Source organism: Bacteroidota bacterium (assembly GCA_038746285.1).
In the GTDB taxonomy this organism is placed as follows: domain Bacteria; phylum Bacteroidota; class Rhodothermia; order Rhodothermales; family JANQRZ01; genus JANQRZ01.
In genome coordinates, this window is sequence record JBCDKT010000002.1 from 102,567 (window position 1) to 120,132 (window position 17,566).

The window sequence follows — 17,566 nt, forward strand, 5'->3', positions numbered from 1 at the left end:
GCTACGACGCGGCCAGGGGCGATCTGGAACCGGATGACCCAATCGGCGAGGGCGCGACGCATGACCCGGCAGCACACCTTCTTCCTCCATCCCAACGACTCATGCGCGCTCTCCTCCTGACCCTCGCGCTCCTGCTGCCCACGGCAGCCTCGGCGCAGCTCAGCGGCACCTACACCATCGGCGGTGCCAGCCCCGACTACGCCACCATCAGCGAAGCCGTTAGCGACCTCGACGACTTCGGCCTCGGCGGACCGGTGACCTTCCTGCTCCGGCCCGGCGTCTACAGCGATCAGATCAACCCCGGCGCACTCGGCACCTCGGCCACGAACACTTTTGAGATTCGCTCCGAGAACCCGAGCAACCGCGCCACAATCAAGGTCGACGCGACAGCCTCGGCCAACTACGTCTGGCGCATCAACAACACAAAGTTCGTGACCTTCCGCGACATCGACTTCATCGAGGCCAACAACGATGCCTTCGGGCGCATCCTGGTCATCGAAGGCACGTCCTCTGACATTACCGTGGACGGCTGCACCTTCTCGGGCCGTATCGGGGCCCTCACCGACAGCGGCTCGCTCGTCTGGGCGGACCCCAGTTCCCACGACAACCTCACGTTCACCGGCAACACGTTCACTTCGGGCTACGGCGGGCTCGACCTAGACCAGTTTTTTACCCTTGGCAACAGTACGGGCCTGGACGTCATCGGCAACGTATTCGAAGACCAACTTAGATTCGGAGTAGACGTCACCAGTGGCGTGGACCAAACGACCCTCAGCGCGAACATGATCTCTTCGAGGCCAAACACAGATTTGTATACCGGGATCTTATTCAGCGGTACAGGCGAGATCACCGACAACGTAGTCGATGCTCAGAATAGGGCGCTGTTCGCTGGTGGCAGTACCACGGCACTCATCGCCAACAACTTCTTCGCGGTCGAGTCGAGCTCCGGCCTCGATGAAGGCGTAGACTTGACGGGAAGCGCAAGTGTAGACTTTTTCCATAACACGGTATACGTCTACGGCACGAGCGCTGGACGCGCACTCAAAAGTGCTAGCACGTCTGGGGACGGATCAGATATCTCGATCCAGAACAACCTCTTGATCAACGAGACAGGCGGCCCTGCCCTCTCATTTCGCGTTAACGGCCCCTTTGCGGGAACGAGCGACTACAACGACCTCTTCACGACGGGGGACGTGCTGGTGGAAGACGACGGGGAGAGTTACTTAACCCTGGACGACTACCAGGACGGCACCGACCTCGACCTGAACTCTGTCGCCGTCCCGGTGACGTTCGCCGACGCCCAGAGCGCCGACCTCCACCTCGCCGGAGGCTCCGTCAGCGACCCGGACCTGCTCGGCCTGCCCGTCGGCATCACCGAGGACATCGACGGCGACCCGCGCAGCGCTACGAGGCCGTACATGGGTGCCGACGAGGGCGAGGACCTCTCCCCGCTCGCAGGCACCTACTCGGTTGGCGTCCCCGGCCTCAGCGACTTCGACGATCCCTTCGAGGCGATTGCCGCGCTCAACGCGCGCGGCATCAGCGCGCCCGTGCTCTTCGACATCCTCGCCTTCGACTACACCGGGCAGGCCGTCATCGAGGACTTCGAGCGCGTCGGCGCGGCCGACGACCCGGTCACCTTCCGCGGCAACTTCATCGACCAGCCCGGCTTCCCGCGCCCGACGCTCCGCTACGCGGCTGCGGGCAGCGCCGATAACTACATCCTCCTCCTCGACGGGGCCGACTTCGTGACCATCGAGCGCCTGGAGTTCGAGGCTACCGGCACCAACAACATCGGCCGCCTGATCGTCCTCGACGACGGCCCCGACGGCGAGGGCGTGGACGACCTCACGGTCCGCGACAACACCCTCGAAGGCATCGTGTGGGTCGGACCGGCCGGCAACCCCGGCGGGGCCGAACTCGTCGCCACGATCGACAACGCGACTGGCGGCCACGACCGCGCCCGCTTCACCGGCAACACGTTCATCGACGGCACCAACGGCCTCCGCCTCAGCCCGACCGACAACCCGGGGGCGCGCAACGAGGACGCCGAGGTTTCCGGCAACACGTTCACCGACCTCCGCAGCACGGCCATGTTCGCCCACGCCCCGGCCATCACCGTCCAGGGCAACACGGTCACCTCCGACGAGGGCGGCGGCTTCCAGCTCTTCTACGGCGACGGCGGCTGCACGATCACCGAGAACCGGATCACGCTCGGCGTGCCGAGCTTCAACGGGATCAACCTCCGCGTGGACGGCACCGAGGCCGAGCCGTGCCTGGTTGCCAACAACTTCGTCAGCGCCGACCGCCCGGTGCGGATCGACGGCGGGTCGAGCTTCGTCCGCGTGCTCCACAACACGCTCTTCTCGAAGGACGAGCGCGTGCTCTGGGTCCCGAACGCGAGCGACGTGACGGTGCTCAACAACATCCTCTACCACAGCGCGGGCGGCTTCGCCTTCGAGGCGAGCGCGAGCGCCATCGCCGAGGCCGACCACAATGCCCTCTTCACGACTGGCAGTTCGCTCGCCCGGATCAGCAGCGTGAACTACACTGACCTCGCCGCCTACCAGGCGGGCACCGGCTTCGGAGCCAACTCCGTCTCGAAGACCGTCACCTTCGCCGATGCCCCCGGCGGCGACCTCCACCTCACCGGCTCGTCCGACGGCGACGACGACCTCGGCGGCACGCCGCTCGCGGAGGTCCCGACCGACATCGACGGGGAGGACCGGGGCACCCCGCCCTACATGGGGGCCGACGAAGCCTCCGCCCTCACGCCCCCCGCCAACTTCGACCTCGTCGCCGCCGCCACCAGCCCACTCACCGTCGCCCCCGGCGGCTCGGTCTCGTTCGACTACACGATCGCCAACAACACCGCCAACCCCGCCACCGGCGACCTCTGGTTCGCCGCCAGCCCCGGCGGCTTCGACGGGATCATCGTCTCCGGCACGCTGCCGGGCGGCCAGACCTTCAGCGGCAGCTACACCCAGCCCGTGCCCGGCTTCACGCCGCCGGGGACGTACGCCTACGACCTCAACATCGGCAACTTCCCCAACCTGATCGTGGACACGGAGACGTTCACCGTGACGGTGACCGGCGCGGCGCGCGAGGGCGGGGCCGAGGCGTGGGCGGTGACCGAGGCGACGCCGTGGCCGACGTTCGAGGAGGCCGAGGGTGAGCTGGAGGCGGCGTCGGAGGCGCTGCCGTCCGAGTTCGCGCTGGCGGCGGCGTACCCGAACCCGTTCACGCGCTCGGCGACGGTGGGCTTCGCGCTGCCGGAGGCGGCGTCGGTGCGGGTGTCGGTCTACGACGTGCTGGGGCGCGAGGTGGCGGTGCTGGTGGACGCGCCGCTGGAGGCGGGTCGTCACGCGGTGCAGCTGGAGGCGGGGAGGCTGGCCTCGGGGGTGTACCTGGTGCGGATGGTGGCGGGTGGGTACGCGGCGGTGGAGCGGGTGACGCTGGCGCGCTGACGGTGTCTGCGCTTCGCTGCCGGGCGTCCCGCCGAGCGCGCACGAGCGTGCCTCGGCGGGACGCGCCCGCGTTGGGGCGGGCTAACAGAAAAGCCATAGGCGACAGTGCGAATGCGCCAAGCATCCGTCGTATAATGGGCACCTTGTCTGGTCCTTCCCCTTTGCCTCCCCTACGCCATGCAACGTTCCCTCCTTCTCGCCCTCGGGCTGCTCCTGCTTGCGACCCCTGCCTCGGCCCAGGTCACGGTCGGCCAGTCCGATGACTTCCAGGACGGCACGACGCAGGACTGGCGCAACGGCCGCAACACGCCCGACGTCTCGAACGTCGCCACCGGGGGCCCGGACGGCGCGGGCGATAGCTACCTCCAGGTCGTCGCCGACGGCAGCTTCATCGCGGGCCGGCTCGCGGTCTTCAACGACGAGCAATGGAGCGGCGACTTCACGGCGGCCGGCGTCACTTCGGTCACCGTGGACCTCAACAACACCGGGGCCAACGACCTCGTGATCCGGCTGTGGATCGAGAACAACTTCGCCGGCCCCGGCGACGGCGACGTGGTCTCGACCGACGGCGTCTCGCTCCCGGCCGGCAGCGGCTGGCAGTCGTTCACGTTCTCGGTGCTGCCGGAGGACCTCACCCCGCTCGGCGCGACGAGCGCCGGCGACGTCCTCACCAACGTACGGCGCTTCCGCTTCTACCACGGACCGACGGCGACGGCCCCCGGTCCCAACATCGTCGCCGAACTCGGCCTCGACAACATCACCGCCGACGGCGCGGCCGGCCCGAACTTCGACCTCACGGCGACCAACACCTCGCCGCTCTCGACGGCTCCGGGCGGCTCGGTCTCGTTCGACTACACGGTCACCAACAACACCTCGAACGCGGCCACCGGCGACGTTTGGTTCACGGCCAGCCCCGGCGGGCAGCGCGGGATCATCCGCTCCGGCACGCTCCCGGCGGGCCAGACCGTGAGCGCCAGCTTCACGCAGCCCGTCCCGGGCAACGCCCCGCCCGGCATCTACACCTACACCATCAACCTCGGCCAATTCCCGAACGCCGTCGTGGACTCGGAGAGCTTCGCGCTCATCGTGGCGGCAGCCCGCTCGGCCCCCGGTGCGCCGCTGGCGTGGGCCGTGACCGACGCTGCCCCCTGGTCCGTAGTCGAGGTCCCAGCTGCGCAGTCTGCCGCGACGCCCGAGCGGTTCGCACTGCACGCGGCCTACCCGAACCCGTTTGAGACTGCTACGTCGCTCGGCTTCGACGTGCCGGAGGCGACGAGCCTGAACGTGACCGTCTACGACGTACTCGGGCGCGAGGTCGCCGTCCTCCTCGACCGGACCGTCGAGGCGGGCCGGCACACCGTGCGTCTCGATGGAGCCGGGCTGTCGCGCGGGGTCTACCTCGTCCGTCTCCAGGCGGGCGCGGTCTCCCAGGTCCGCCGCGTCACCCTCGTGCGGTAGCTCCTGACCTTCATGCCCGTGCCTCTCCTTGCTCTGGTTGCGCTGCTGCTCACCGCCTCGGTGGCCGCCGCGCAGCCGGAGCAAGTCGTTTTATTCCCCGGCCAGACCGGGGCCACGCTGCGCGCCTCGCTCGTGGCCGACTACAAACCGGCGTCGGTGCTCTCCGAGGCAGCCGGTAAGGACCGGATGTACGACACCGTCTGGGCCACGGAGGTCGAAGGCGAAGAGGGCGTGGTCGGGGTCTACACCGGCTTCTTCGTGCCGTTCGACTGCCAGCCGTCGTGCGACCCGAGCCAGGACGTGTTCAACGCCGGCAGCGAGAACACGCAGGGGATCAACCAGGAGCACGTCTGGCCCCGCGCCGAGGGGGCCGGCAGCGGCAACGCCGAGCGCGACCTCCACCACCTCGCGCCCACCTTCGTCCGCGCCAACGCCGACCGCGGCACCCTCCCCTTCGCCGAAATCGACGACGTCCAGACTGACGACTGGTACATCGAGAACACGGTTACCGGCACGCGGCCGACCGAGAACCTCGACGCCTACAGCGAGCGCAACCGGGGGACGGCCTTCGAGCCACGCGAGGGCTTCAAGGGCGACGTGGCCCGGGCGATGGTGTATTTCTACACGATGTACGAGGCCCAGGCCGACGACGCATTCTGGGCGCAGCAGCACGATACCTTCCTCCGCTGGCACGAACTCGACAGAACCGATCAGGCCGAGTACGACCGCACCTTCGTAATCGCGGGCTTCCAGGGCGACCGCCCCAACCCGTTCGTGCTCGACTCGACGCTCGTCCGCCGCGCCTTCTTCCCGCCCATCGTCAGCACTGAGGCTGCCGTGCCCGAAGGTGGGTTCAGCCTCTCCCCCGCTTCGCCCAACCCGTTCGCCTCGGCCACGCGCTTCACGCTCACCGTCGGCCGGCCGCAGCCGGTCCGCGTCGAGGTCTTCGACGTGCTCGGCCGCCGCATGGCCCTCCTGCACGACGGTCCCGTCAGTGCCGGCGCTCCGCTCCGTCTGAGGCTGGAAGCGGGCACGCTGCCGCCGGGGCTGTACCTCTACCGCGCCACCGGTGAGACGGTCCAGGCCACGCGCCGCGTCACACTCGCGCGGTAGTCCAGACCCGACGTATTCCCCCTATTTCTCCACTAGCACCTCGCCCGTCATTGCCTCAGGCACGGGGACGCCCATCAGAGTCAGGATCGTCGGGGCGATATCGCCGAGCTTGCCGGGGCGAATCGACCCGCCGAAGCCGTCGCGGAGGATGAGGTGCGGGACGAGGGCCGTCGTGTGGGCCGTGTGCGGACTGCCGTCGGGGTTCCTGAGCTTGTCGGCGTTGCCGTGGTCGGCGATGATCTGGACGGTGTAGCCCTCGGCCTGCGCGGCCTCGACCACCACCTTCGCCGCCGCGTCTACGGCCTCGACCGCCCGGACCGCCGCCTCGAAGACGCCGGTGTGGCCGACCATGTCGGGGTTGGCGAAGTTGAGGACGACGAGGTCGGGGCGGTCCGTGCGCAGCGCCTCGGCGACCGCCTCGGCGAGCGGGGCGGCGCTCATCTCGGGCTGGAGGTCGTAGGTCGGGACCTTCGGGCTCGGGACGAGGATGCGCTGCTCGCCCTCGAACGGGGCCTCGCGCCCGCCGGAGAAGAAGTAGGTGACGTGCGGGTACTTCTCCGTCTCGGCAGCCCGGAGCTGCGTCAGCCCCGCCTTCGCCACCACCTCGCCGAGCGTGTCGGTGAGGTTGACCTTCGGAAAGGCGATGGGGAGGTCGAACGCCTCGTCGTAGGGCGTGAAGGTGACGTAGCGCAGGTCGAGCGGGCGGTTGCCCGGCGTGCCACGCTCGAAGTGGTTGAACGCCTCGTCGGTGAAGGCGCGCGTGAGTTGGCGGGCGCGGTCGGCGCGGAAGTTGAAAAAAACGACGGCGTCGCCATCCGCAACCGGCGGCGTGCCTCGGATGCGGATCGGCTCGACGAACTCGTCGGTGACGCCCTTCGCGTAGCTTGCCTCCAGCGCTTCGGCAGGGTCGTCGAACACGTCGCTGGCGAAGTCGCTGGTGCACGCCGCCGCGAGGAGACAGTAGCCGATCTTGGTCCGCTCCCAGCGGTTGTCGCGGTCCATCGCAAAGTAGCGCCCGACGACGGTGCCGATCCGCCCGACGCCGATGGCTTCGGCCTGCTGCTGAAACTGCCGGACGTAGCGCGCGCCGCCCTGCGGGTCGGTGTCGCGCCCGTCGGTGAAGGCATGAACGACGACCTGCTCCGGCCCGAGGCCTCCGTGCTTGGCGAGGTTGAGGAGCGCGTAGAGGTGCCGGAGGTGGGAGTGCACCCCGCCGTCGGAGAACAGCCCGATCAAGTGCAGCACCGACCCGTTCTCCTTCGCATGGCGGGCGGCGGCGGCGGCCTCCTCGTTCCCGAGAAACGCGCCGTCCGCGATGTCTTGGTCGATCCGCGTGATCTCCTGGTAGACCACGCGCCCCGCGCCGAGGTTCGTGTGCCCGACCTCGGAATTGCCCATCTGCCCCTCCGGCAGCCCGACCGCCAGCCCGGACGCGTCGAGCGTCGAGCGGGGGTAGGTGTCGAAGAGGTAGTCGAGAAACGGCGTCTCGGCCGCGTCGATGGCGGAGACGGACGGGTCTTCGGCGATGCCGTAGCCGTCGAGGATGAGGAGGAGGTGTCGGCGAGGCACGAGGAGCGGTGAGACGGTGGACGGTGAGACGGTGGACGGTGAGACGGTGGACGGTGAGACGGTGGACGGTGAGCGAAGGTACGGGGCGGGGCCTTCGGCGTGGAGGGCAGGGAGAGTAGGAGGGAAAGGGTGAGCAGGAGAACCGGTGAGACGCCTCGGCGCGGAGAGCAGCGGGCTTCGTAATTTTCTCAGCTTTCCTATGCTCTTCCGCTCTTCCGCTCTTCCGCTCTTCCGCTCTTCCGCTCTTCCGCTGCGAGCCGCTACCGGCCGAAATCTCGTATTAGACATAGCCCCCCTCCTTCCCCACTCGCCAGCCTGCCATGCGTGCTCCCGTTCCAGCGTCCCGGCCGCCGCGCATCGTGATCCACCACCTCAGCGGATGCAAAGTCAACCAGGTCGAAGCGTTTCCCGCCGATCAGTTCGCCACGCTTACCTTTGGGCGCAGCCGCTCGGTGGACGTGCACTACGACCCCGGGCGGCACGAATTTGTCAGCCGCCGCCATGCAGCCATCGCGCGCAACGCCGATAACGTCGGCTACACCCTCACCGACCTCGGCAGCCGCAACGGCACGTTTCTCAATGAGCAGCCCGTCACCGCCCCGACCCCGATTCACCCCGGCGACACGGTGCGCCTCAGCCTGGCTGGTCCCGAGTTCGTCTTCACCCTCGATCCGGCTCCGGGCTTACCGGCCGGCACGCTTCCGCTCCCCGCTCTCTAACCGCTGCGCCGCATGAGCTGGCTCTCCCGCCGTCCAACCGCTGCGCATGAGCCGTCGGGAGCGTTCCCCCTGCTCGACGTAGCCGTGCTGACCGACATCGGGCGCGTCCGCGAGCAGAACGAGGACGCCGGGCGGTACGTCCGTCCCGGCGACGAGGCGACGCGGCGGCGCCAGGGCGTCCTCGTACTCGTCGCCGACGGCATGGGCGGGCACGCCGGCGGAGCCGTCGCCAGTTCGCTCGCCGTAGACAGGGTTCCAAAGACGTACTACGGGGCCGAGGCGGCACCGGCCGAGGCGCTCCGGGCGGCCGTCCAGACTGCAAACCGCACCATCTACGACACCGCCCAGCGCGACCCCAGCCTGTACCGAATGGGAACGACCTGCACGGCCCTGGTCCTACGCACGGCGGCACCCGACGAGGCGGACGGACCGACTGCGCTGGAAGCCGTCATGGCCCACGTCGGCGACAGCCGGCTCTACCTGCTGCGGGGCGGCCGGCTCCGCCAGATGACCGAGGACGACTCGGTCGTGGGCGAGCTCGTGCGCCGGGGGCTGCTGACGCCCGAGGAGGCGCGGCACCACGAGCACCGCCACGTCATCACCCGCGCGCTCGGCCTCGACCCGGTCGTGCAGGTGTCCCAGTGGGAGCGCCCGCTCCGCGTCGAGCCCGGCGACACCTTCGTCCTCGCCTCGGACGGGCTATTCGACCTCGTCGAAGACGACCTCATCGCCCGCACCGTCGCCGACGCCGAAGCCGCCGAGGCCGCAACCGGACTCATCGCCCTCGCCAACGAGCGCGGCGGGCGCGACAACATCACCGTCGGGGTCGTGCGCGTCCTCTCCCCGGCCGACGACCCCGGACGGACCACGGGCATCACCCGCACGCTGCCGTCGTTTCCCTGACGGGCCTGCCGGTGACGGATCAGCCGATCCGGTAGTCCTTGACCTGCTTCGTCGTCTCGCCGGTCTTGGTGAGGAAGACGTTCATCGAGCCCGAGACAGGGTCGGCGAGCTGCTCGACGCCGTAGCGGTCGGTCCGGGTCACGGGCTCGTCGAAGTAGCGGCTGTTGGTCTTGCAGTAGTAGGTGCCCTTCTTGGGGTCGAGGCCGGAGAGCGAGGCGGGCAGCTTCTGGAGACGGGTGTAGTAGCGGCACAGAGCCTGTCCTGAGCCTGTCGAAGGATCGGTCAGCGTGCACGCCTCGCACTTGGGGCTGCGGGCGGTGCAGGTGTAGCGGCCGTGCAGGATGAGCAGGTGGTGCGCCTCGCCCCACGCCTCGCGCGGGATCACGCGGCGGAGGCCGTCCTCGACGGCGCGCGGCGTCGGGGCCTCGTCCACGAGCCCGATCCGGTTAGCCAGCCGGAAGACGTGCGTGTCCACCGCGATCGCCGGTTCGTCGAACGCGACAGCGACGACGACGTTGGCCGTCTTGCGCCCGACCCCGCGCAGCGTCGTCAGCTCCTTGTGGGTCCGCGGCACCTCGCCACCGAAGTCGTCCATGATCTTGCGCGCCGTCACCGCGAGGGCCTTCGCCTTGTTGTTCGGGTACGACACCGAGCGGATGTAGGGGAAAATATCTTCGGCCTCGGCTTCGGCCATCGCCTCCGGCGTCGGGTAGGCCGCGAAGAGGTCCGGCGTGACGAGGTTGACGCGCGCGTCGGTGCACTGCGCCGAGAGGATGACGGCGACGAGGAGATGGAACTCGGTCTGGTACTGCAGTTCGGTCTCGGGCCGTTCGATGGTCTCGCGGAGCCGGGCGAGCGTGAGGCGGGCGCGGTCGGTGCGGGTCACGAGGGGGACGGGAGAAGAGAGGGAAGAGCGGAGCAGGGAAAGATAGCGAGGCGATGAACTCTGCACTCTTCCGCCCTTCCTTTCTTCCGCTCTTCCAATCCTAAACCTATCTTCCGCGCCATGATCCTTCGCTGCCTCACGCTCACACTCCTGCTCACCGCGACGTCCGCCGCCCAGCCCGAGGCGTCGCTGCCCCAGCTCTCGCCCCAGGCCGAGGTGTCGCTCCTGACGATGCTGCCGGGCGACGAGGTCTACGCGCTCTACGGCCACACCGCCATCCGCATCGCGGACCCCGCGCTCGGGCTCGACCGGACCTACAACTACGGCAACTTCGACTTCGACCAGCCCTTCTTCATCGCCCGGTTCGCGCGCGGCTTGCTTGACTACGAACTCGCTGTGGAGGAGGCCCAGCGGACGATCGACGTGTACCGGTTCCTAGAGCGCCCCATCGTCGCGCAGCGGCTCGCGCTCGCGCCCGAGGCGAGGCAGCGGCTCTTCCAGCTCTTGGAGGCGAACTCCCTGCCCGAGAACCGCGCCTACCGCTACGACTTCTTCTTCGACAACTGCTCCACGCGCCCGCGCGACATCCTCGAAGCGGCCCTCGGACAGCCCCTCGACTACGGGACCTACAAACCCGCCGCCGCTACCTTCCGCGACCTCGTCGCGCCCTACGACGAGGCGATGCCGCTGACCGACCTCGGCATCAACCTCGGCCTCGCCGTCCCGACGGACCGGACGGCGACGCCGCGCGAGGCGATGTTTCTCCCACTCGAACTGATGCGAGCCTTCGACACGGCGACGCTGGACGGCGAGCCACTCGTGGCCTCGACCGACACGCTGTTCTGGGTCGAGGGAGCCGGGATGCCGAGCGCGGCGACCGACTGGCCGACGGGGCTGGCATGGATCCTTCTCGCGCTCGGCGGCGCCCTGAGCGGCGCGGCGCGAGGGAAGAACGCGCGGCCGAACCTCATGCGCTGGTTCGATGTGGGGCTACTCGGGACCGTCGGGCTGGCGGGGCTGATCCTCGGGTGGCTGTGGCTCGGGACGGAACACGCCGTGACGGGGCCGAACTGGAACCTGGCGTGGGCGTGGCCGACGCACCTCGCGGTCGCCGTCCTGATCGCGCGGCGCAACCGGCCGCGGGGGCTGCGGGTGTACTGGCTCCTGACCGCCGTCGCTACGTTCGGTGTGATCGCTTTCCTCCCGATGTTGCCGCAAGACTTCCCACCGATTGTGCTACCCCTCGGGGTGCTGATCGTGCTGCGGGCGGCCCTGCGGTCCCTCGAACGCAAGCCCGAACCGTCTCCTTCCCTCTGATCCCGACGCGCTGATTCCGATGCAAGTCCAAGACCCTGTTCTCGCCGAAGCCCTCACAACGCGCCCGTCCACGGCCGGCACGGAGCCCGTGCTGCCGCCGCACCTCTCGGCGGACCGGCTGCACAGCCTCGCGGCGAACGCCACGCTGCGCGGCGGCGAGCACGAAGCCCTCACCGTGACGGCCCCCTTCACCGGCGAACCGGTCGGGGAGATCCTCCTCGCCACGGCCGGCGACGTGGCGTACGCCGCCGAGCGCGCCCGGAGCGCCCAGGCCGCGTGGGCAGCCCGCCCCGTCGCCGAGCGCGCCCAGGTCCTCGTCCGCTTCCACGACCTGCTCCTCGAACGCCAGGCCGAGGGCCTCGACCTCGTCCAACTCGAAGGCGGCAAGTGCCGGTACGACGCCTTCGTTGAGTACTTCGCGCTTGCGAAGACGGCGCGCTACTACGGCTACCACGGAGCGGACTACCTCCGGGCCGAGACGCGCACCGGGTTCCTGCCGCTCCTGACGCAGGCCGAGGTGCACTACCCGCCGAAGGGCCTCGTCGGCAACATCGCGCCGTGGAACTTCCCGATCCTGCTCGTGATCGGGGACGTGCTGCCGGCGCTGCTGGCGGGCAACGCCGTCGTCGTGAAACCGTCCGAGCTGACCCCGTTCTCAGCGCTGTGGGGCGCGCAGCTTCTCTACGAGGCCGGCCTGCCGCCGGAGGTCTTCCACGTCGTCCCTGGTCGCGGCGAGGCGGTCGGCCCCGCCCTCATCGACGCGGTCGACTACGTCCACTTCACCGGCAGCACCCGGGTCGGGCAGATCGTGGCCGAGCAGGCGGGCGCCGGCCTCAAAGGGCTCTCGCTCGAACTCGGCGGCAAGAACCCGGTGATCGTCCGCCACGACGCCGACCTCGGCAAGGCCGTGCAGGGCATACGCGAGGCGTGCTTCGTCGGCAGCGGGCAGACCTGCATCTCGGCCGAGCGCGTCTACGTCCACGAATCCATCTTCGACGATTTCACGGCGCGCCTCGCGGCCGCGACCGAGGCGATGCTCGTCGGCGCCGGCTACGACTTCCGGGCGCACATGGGTTCGCTCATCTCGCAGGACCAACTCCGCCGCGTCGAGGCGCACGTCGACGATGCCGTGGCGAAGGGCGCAGCGGTCGTCGCAGGCGGGCGGGCGCTGCCCGAGGCCGGTCCGTTCTTCTACGCCCCGACGCTGCTGACGGGCGTGACCGAAGGCATGACGCTCTACCGCGAGGAGACGTTCGGCCCGGTCGCCGCGCTCTACCCGTTCTCGACCGACGAGGAGGCCGTCGCCCACGCCAACGACAGCGCCTACGGCCTGAACGCGAGCGTGTGGACGCGCGACCTCAGTGCCGGGCACCGCATCGCCGAGCAGATCGCGTGCGGTACGGTCGGCATCAACGATGGCTATGCGGCGGTATGGTCCTCGACCGACGCGCCGATGGGCGGCATGAAGCAGAGCGGCCTCGGGCGGCGGCACGGACGCGAGGGCATCCTCAAGTTCACCGAAGCCCAGACGATTGTGACCCAGCGCCTGGCCCCGCTGACGCCGTCGGCCTTCGGGCTGCCGATGAGCGCCTTCGCTGGGGTGGTGGACACCGCGTTTCGCCTCATCCGGCACCTGCCGGGGCTGCGCTAGGCACCAAACACAGAGGCCCCGAGCTACCGAAGCAGCTCGGGGCCGGTACCGCGTACGGGATTTGAACCCGTGTTACCGCCGTGAAAGGGCGGCGTCCTAAACCCCTAGACGAACGCGGCATGGGCTCGGCGGGGCGTGGGCCGCTGGGCGGGCCGCCCGGCCGAGCAGGGTGCCTGACGGGTTTTGAACCCGCGACCTCCGGAACCACAATCCGGCGCTCTAACCAGCTGAGCTACAGGCACCATGCGCTCCACGCGCATGGCGCAGAGAGGTCAAGATACGCGAACCCCCGGATTCGGTTCAACCACCCCGGCGCAGCGACGCGCGAAAATTCGCCCAAGCGGCGCGGCCTCGGGCCCCTAGCGGATCACCGCGATCTTGCCGTACGCCGTTCCCTCGCCGTCCTGCCCGGCCGCGGCCACGATGTAGACCCCCGACGGCACGAGGTCGCCCGTCCGGCGGTCGCGCCCGTCCCAGCGGACGCTCCCGCCGCGCGTGTCGAACGAGGCGACGACCTGCCCGTCGACCGTGAGCACGCGCACGTCGGCGCGGTCCACAAGGCCCGTGATGGCGATCTCCGGGAGCGCGCCGCCGCTGGCCCGCACCGGGTTGGGGTAGATAAACAAGTCCTCAGCCGTCGCCGAAGGCGCGAGGGCGTCGCCGTCGTAGCGGTAGACGCCGCCGCTCGTGGCGAAGTAGACGGCCCCGGTCGCGTCGTCGATGTCTACGGCCGCGATCACGTCCGACGGCAGCGGCGCGTTTTCGGTCGTGAAGTTGGCGAGGACCTCGTTGCCCTCGGCGTTGATCAGCCACGCCCCGGCGTCCGAGGCGAGCCACTTACGGTCCGCCGCGTCGACCGCGATGTCGAGCACGCGGAGGTCGCGCAGGAAGAACGACGCGCCGTCCGGCGTCCGCGTCCAGGTGATCTGCTGCGCCGGGTCGCCGACGAAGATGGAGCCGGGCGAAAAGACCGTCGCCAGGCCGCGCTCGGTGCCGATCCAAAGGCGTCCGCTGCGGTCCTCGACGATGGCGTTCACCTCGTCGCTCGGTAGCCCCGTCCCCACCGAGCCCGCCGACCGGACGACGGCCGCCCGGTCGTCTGCCACGTCCAGCGGGTCCGCGCCCGTGTCCAGGACCAGGAAGCCACTGTCCCGGTTGCCCGTAATCCACTTCTGCCCGAACGAGTCGATATAGACGCTCTCGTACGCATAGTTGGTCGAGACGCCGCTGGGACGGTCGAGGGCTGTCCACACGCCGTCGGGCGTACGCAGGTGCAGCGGCAGTGCGGCGAACTTGTTGGTCGCCCAGAGCCGCCCGCTGGCGTCCGTGTCCACGCCGTCGGCGATGATGAAGTCCGGGTTGCTGTCCGACGATTGCTCCAGCGTCGAGTTCTCCTGCGTGTACAGGGTCACCTCGTCGTCGGGGGCGTACTGAAAGACACCTCGGCCCTCAGTCCCGAACCACACGTTGCCCTGCGCGTCGGCATGGACCGTGCGGACGGTCGCGCGGTCAGGCAGCGCCCCGTTGGCGAGCGAGAAGTTGGTCCACGCTGCTCCGTCGAAGCGGGCGAAGCCGTTGATGCGGTCGTTGGGAGCCACAAACCCTGCCCAGACGTTCCCCTCCCGGTCCACGTCGAGGTCCAGGATGGCATTCGTAAGCGGTCCGTCGGGGATTAGTCTGAGGTCCGGCTCGACGACACCCGGCTCAAGCGGTTCGAGCAACGGAAACGCGATGAGCCCCTCGATGCGGTCTCCGACCCACACCCGGCCGTCCGGCCCGGCCGTTCCGCCCAGGAATCCCCCTGCCCCGGTCAGACGATAGCTGCTGACCTGCCCCGCCCCGTCGATTCGAAGCACCTGGAAGACTGCCGCGGCGATAAGGTCGTCGTCCAGCACGAACAGGTCGAAGAACGACCGCGTCGCAGACGTGAACCGCGTCCACTGCCCGTTCACGCGCCGGTATCCCCCGCCCGGCGTGACGATGTCGCCGTTGTTGGGATCCGTGATTCGCTCTGTGCCTGCGAAGAGCGTTCCGTCGAAGAACGCGAGGCTGAGCACGTCGGTCAGCGTATCGGTGTCCAGCGTCCAGGCCGAGGGCTCGCGCAGGTTCGGCGCAGCGAGCGGCGCGTAGGCGATGCCGCCGCGCGTCCCGACCCAGAGCCCGGGCTGCCCGTCGGGAAGTGGTGCCGGGACTACGTCCCCCACCGAGGTGCCGCCCGCGAGCGTGCCGAAGCGCTCATACGTGTCGCGCACCTCGCCCCGGACCGCGTCGAAGACGACGACGCCAAACTCGGTCGAGATGAGCAGCGAGTCGGCCGCCACGTCGATGCGGTTGATGCCGCGCGCGTTGAACCGGTCGGCCTGGGCGATTTCGAAGAAGGGCTGCACCTCGCCTGAGGTGGCGTCCACCCGGTCCAGCGCGCCGTCCGGGTAGCCAACCCACACCACATCGCGCGCCGCGTCGTACGTGATCGCCTCCACGTCCACGCCGCTCAGCCCATCGACGGGCGTGAAGCGTTCGATCTCGCCCGTGTCCGGCGCGTACCGGTAGACGCCGCCGTCGGTGCCGACCCAGAGCGCCTCGTCCGAGGCCGTCACCGCCTGGGCGTTGCGGAGCGAGGGAAAGGCCTGCCAGCGGTCGTCCTGAGCGGAAGCGGGGGACACCGTCAGAAGTAAGACGGCGAGCAGCAGAGGGAGTAGGCGCATCGGGAAGCTCCAGGGTGGATAGTGAACCGCGACGAGCACTAGATCAGGGCGCGGCTGGCTGGGGCGTAACGAACGGTCCGATGCAGAGCGTGTTGAGCAGGGTCAGAAAATTACGAACGGGAAGGGCCCAGCTCGCGCAGCAGGTTCACCATCTCGATGGCTCCAGCCGCCGCCTCGGCTCCCTTGTTGCCCGCCTTCGTCCCGGCGCGCTCGATGGCCTGCTCGATGGAATCGACCGTGAGCACGCCGAACAGGACCGGGACTCCGGTGCTGAGCGAGGCCTCGGCGATCCCAGAGGCTACGCCGCCGGCGACGTAGTCGTAGTGCGAGGTCGCTCCGCGGATCACCGCGCCGAGGCAGATGACGGCGTCGTAGGTCCCCGAGGCTGCCATCTTCTTCGCCACGAGCGGAATCTCGAACGCACCCGGACACCACGCCACGTCCACCGTGTCGAGGTCGGCCCCGTGGCGGCCGAGCGCGTCGAGCGCGCCGTCGATGAGAGGGCGCGTGATAAACTCGTTGAACCGCCCGGCTACGATGCCGAAGCGGGCACCGGAGACGACGAGCGGGCCTTCGATGAAGTTGGGCATGGGGGGTGATGCGGGGCGTGCGATGCGTGAGAGGCCAGTCAGAGGCTCAGACCTCAAAGGTACGCACGGGCAGGAGACGGTGCGCCTGCGGCGCGGAATGGGAGGAATGGGGAGAACGGGCGGAATGGGAAGAAGGGACGTTGGCGCGAAGCGCGAGGGTCTCGTTGACTTTCTCGGCTTTTCTTTCCACTCCTCCCACTCCTCCCATCACGCTGCTCGGCGCAGAGGGACCGTCCGGGCGACGGGTACCGTGTAGCGTCCGAAGCGCTCGTCGTCGCGCGGGTGGAAGCCGTGATAGTCCGAGCCGCCGGTCTCGAACAGGCCGAGGCGGCGCGCGACCGAGCGCCAGTGCTCGCGCAGGTCGTCGTCGTGCGCCGGGTGCACCGTCTCGATCCCGTCGAGGCCGACCGACGCGAGGTGCTCGGCGAAGCGGACCTGCACCCACGCGCCGGGATGGGCGAGCACGCAGACGCCACCCGCCGCGTGGACGAGCGCGATGAGCTCCTCCGCCGACGCCTTGCCCTTAGGCACGAACGCCGGGGCCCCGTTGCCGATGTACTGCTCGAAAGCCCCCTGCACCGTCTCGGCATGCCCGGCTTCGACGATGGCCCGGGCGATGTGCGGGCGGCCCACGGTTCCGCCGGCGGCGAGGTCCAGGACGCGCTCCAGCCGGATCGGGCGGCCGAGCGTGGCCATCCGGGCTGCGATCTCCTCGGCGCGCTCCCGCCGCTCCCGCCGGTACCGGGCGAGATGAGTCCGCAGCCCAGCGTCCTCGAGATCGAACCCATAGCCGAGGAGGTGGACATCGGTGCCGTTCACGTTCGCGCTCAGCTCGACGCCCGGGATGAGGTCGATCCCGTAGCGCCCGGCGGCGAGCGCGGCCGTCGGATAGGCCGCAAGCGTGTCGTGGTCGGTGACCGAGAGCACAGCGAGCCCGCGCAGGTAGGCCTTCTCGACGAGGCCCGGCGGGGAGAGCCGGCCGTCGGAGGCCGTGGTGTGGGTGTGGAGGTCGGCGCGAGGCATGGGGCGAAGGTACGGGCATCCCGGTGACAGCGGTGTGACGGTGCGCCTGCGGCGCGGAATGGGAGGAATGGGGAGAACGGGCGGAATGAGCAGACGAACGTCAGCGCGAAGCGCGAGGGTCTCGTTGACTTTCTCGGCTTTTCTTTCCACTCCTCCCACTCCTCC

Annotated in this window: 12 protein-coding genes and 2 tRNA genes; 7 read left to right on the plus strand and 7 right to left on the minus strand. The window is 69.3% G+C overall.

From position 1 onward, the window contains the following. The first annotated feature begins 101 nt into the window (after positions 1-101). From AAGI91_01255 to AAGI91_01265, 3 genes are all read left to right on the plus strand, one after another. Positions 102-3,467 carry a right-handed parallel beta-helix repeat-containing protein gene (locus AAGI91_01255; GenBank protein MEM1041234.1) on the plus strand — a complete coding sequence of 1,122 codons (3,366 nt, stop codon included), beginning with the start codon at positions 102-104 and terminating at the stop codon, positions 3,465-3,467. A 177-nt stretch (positions 3,468-3,644) separates the two neighbouring features. Then, complete coding sequence (locus tag AAGI91_01260; protein MEM1041235.1) at positions 3,645-4,925, plus strand: T9SS type A sorting domain-containing protein; 1,281 nt, start codon at positions 3,645-3,647, stop codon at positions 4,923-4,925. Positions 4,926-4,943: 18 nt separating this feature from the next. Beyond that, positions 4,944-6,038, plus strand: coding sequence for an endonuclease (locus AAGI91_01265; GenBank protein MEM1041236.1), 1,095 nt, complete (start codon positions 4,944-4,946; stop codon positions 6,036-6,038). A 21-nt stretch (positions 6,039-6,059) separates the two neighbouring features. Here the strand turns inward: AAGI91_01265 and gpmI are convergent, their stop codons facing one another. After that, on the minus strand, positions 6,060-7,607 hold the full coding sequence (gene gpmI, locus AAGI91_01270; protein MEM1041237.1) for a 2,3-bisphosphoglycerate-independent phosphoglycerate mutase: 1,548 nt from the start codon (positions 7,605-7,607) through the stop codon (positions 6,060-6,062). A 320-nt stretch (positions 7,608-7,927) separates the two neighbouring features. Between gpmI and AAGI91_01275 the strand changes: the two genes are divergently transcribed. Both AAGI91_01275 and AAGI91_01280 read left to right on the plus strand, forming a co-directional pair. After that, positions 7,928-8,326, plus strand: coding sequence for an FHA domain-containing protein (locus AAGI91_01275; GenBank protein ID MEM1041238.1), 399 nt, complete (start codon positions 7,928-7,930; stop codon positions 8,324-8,326). Between the two features lie 12 nt (positions 8,327-8,338). Next, on the plus strand, positions 8,339-9,229 hold the full coding sequence (locus AAGI91_01280) for a PP2C family serine/threonine-protein phosphatase (protein ID MEM1041239.1): 891 nt from the start codon (positions 8,339-8,341) through the stop codon (positions 9,227-9,229). Between the two features lie 19 nt (positions 9,230-9,248). On the opposite strand, the gene nth is transcribed toward AAGI91_01280, so the two are convergent. Further along, the gene (gene nth, locus AAGI91_01285) at positions 9,249-10,115 is read right to left on the minus strand and encodes an endonuclease III (GenBank protein ID MEM1041240.1); all 867 of its coding nucleotides are present in this window, start codon (positions 10,113-10,115) and stop codon (positions 9,249-9,251) included. Positions 10,116-10,235: 120 nt separating this feature from the next. On the opposite strand from nth, the gene AAGI91_01290 reads away from it, so the two are divergent. After that, complete coding sequence (locus tag AAGI91_01290; GenBank protein ID MEM1041241.1) at positions 10,236-11,432, plus strand: DUF4105 domain-containing protein; 1,197 nt, start codon at positions 10,236-10,238, stop codon at positions 11,430-11,432. Positions 11,433-11,451: 19 nt separating this feature from the next. Further along, a complete protein-coding gene (locus tag AAGI91_01295) occupies positions 11,452-13,083 on the plus strand; it encodes a succinic semialdehyde dehydrogenase (GenBank protein ID MEM1041242.1) in 1,632 nt (543 codons plus the stop codon). 46 nt (positions 13,084-13,129) lie between these two features. Here AAGI91_01295 and AAGI91_01300 read toward each other — a convergent pair. The 5 genes from AAGI91_01300 to AAGI91_01320 all read right to left on the minus strand — a co-directional run bounded on the left by AAGI91_01300 (position 13,130) and on the right by AAGI91_01320 (position 17,401). Further along, positions 13,130-13,202: transfer RNA gene (locus tag AAGI91_01300), tRNA-Glu, on the minus strand. 49 nt (positions 13,203-13,251) lie between these two features. Next, a tRNA-His gene (locus AAGI91_01305) sits at positions 13,252-13,325 on the minus strand. Positions 13,326-13,442: 117 nt separating this feature from the next. Beyond that, entirely contained in the window at positions 13,443-15,788 is a 2,346-nt protein-coding gene (locus AAGI91_01310; GenBank protein ID MEM1041243.1) for a two-component regulator propeller domain-containing protein, read from the minus strand. Positions 15,789-15,898: 110 nt separating this feature from the next. Beyond that, a complete protein-coding gene (gene ribE, locus AAGI91_01315) occupies positions 15,899-16,378 on the minus strand; it encodes a 6,7-dimethyl-8-ribityllumazine synthase (protein ID MEM1041244.1) in 480 nt (159 codons plus the stop codon). Between the two features lie 207 nt (positions 16,379-16,585). Beyond that, positions 16,586-17,401 (minus strand): PHP domain-containing protein, encoded by an 816-nt coding sequence (locus AAGI91_01320; GenBank protein MEM1041245.1) that lies wholly within the window; start codon positions 17,399-17,401, stop codon positions 16,586-16,588. Between the last annotated feature and the right edge of the window lie 165 nt (positions 17,402-17,566).

What these genes read in the sequence shown, in the direction of transcription:
- AAGI91_01290 (MEM1041241.1), top strand. Translation starts at nt 10,236, where the DNA reads ATGATCCTTCGCTGCCTCACGCTCACACTCCTGCTCACCGCGACGTCC.
- AAGI91_01280 (MEM1041239.1), top strand. Translation starts at nt 8,339, where the DNA reads ATGAGCTGGCTCTCCCGCCGTCCAACCGCTGCGCATGAGCCGTCGGGA.
- AAGI91_01320 (MEM1041245.1), bottom strand. Translation starts at nt 17,401, where the DNA reads ATGCCTCGCGCCGACCTCCACACCCACACCACGGCCTCCGACGGCCGG.
- AAGI91_01260 (MEM1041235.1), top strand. Translation starts at nt 3,645, where the DNA reads ATGCAACGTTCCCTCCTTCTCGCCCTCGGGCTGCTCCTGCTTGCGACC.
- AAGI91_01275 (MEM1041238.1), top strand. Translation starts at nt 7,928, where the DNA reads ATGCGTGCTCCCGTTCCAGCGTCCCGGCCGCCGCGCATCGTGATCCAC.
- AAGI91_01295 (MEM1041242.1), top strand. Translation starts at nt 11,452, where the DNA reads ATGCAAGTCCAAGACCCTGTTCTCGCCGAAGCCCTCACAACGCGCCCG.
- AAGI91_01255 (MEM1041234.1), top strand. Translation starts at nt 102, where the DNA reads ATGCGCGCTCTCCTCCTGACCCTCGCGCTCCTGCTGCCCACGGCAGCC.
- AAGI91_01310 (MEM1041243.1), bottom strand. Translation starts at nt 15,788, where the DNA reads ATGCGCCTACTCCCTCTGCTGCTCGCCGTCTTACTTCTGACGGTGTCC.
- ribE (MEM1041244.1), bottom strand. Translation starts at nt 16,378, where the DNA reads ATGCCCAACTTCATCGAAGGCCCGCTCGTCGTCTCCGGTGCCCGCTTC.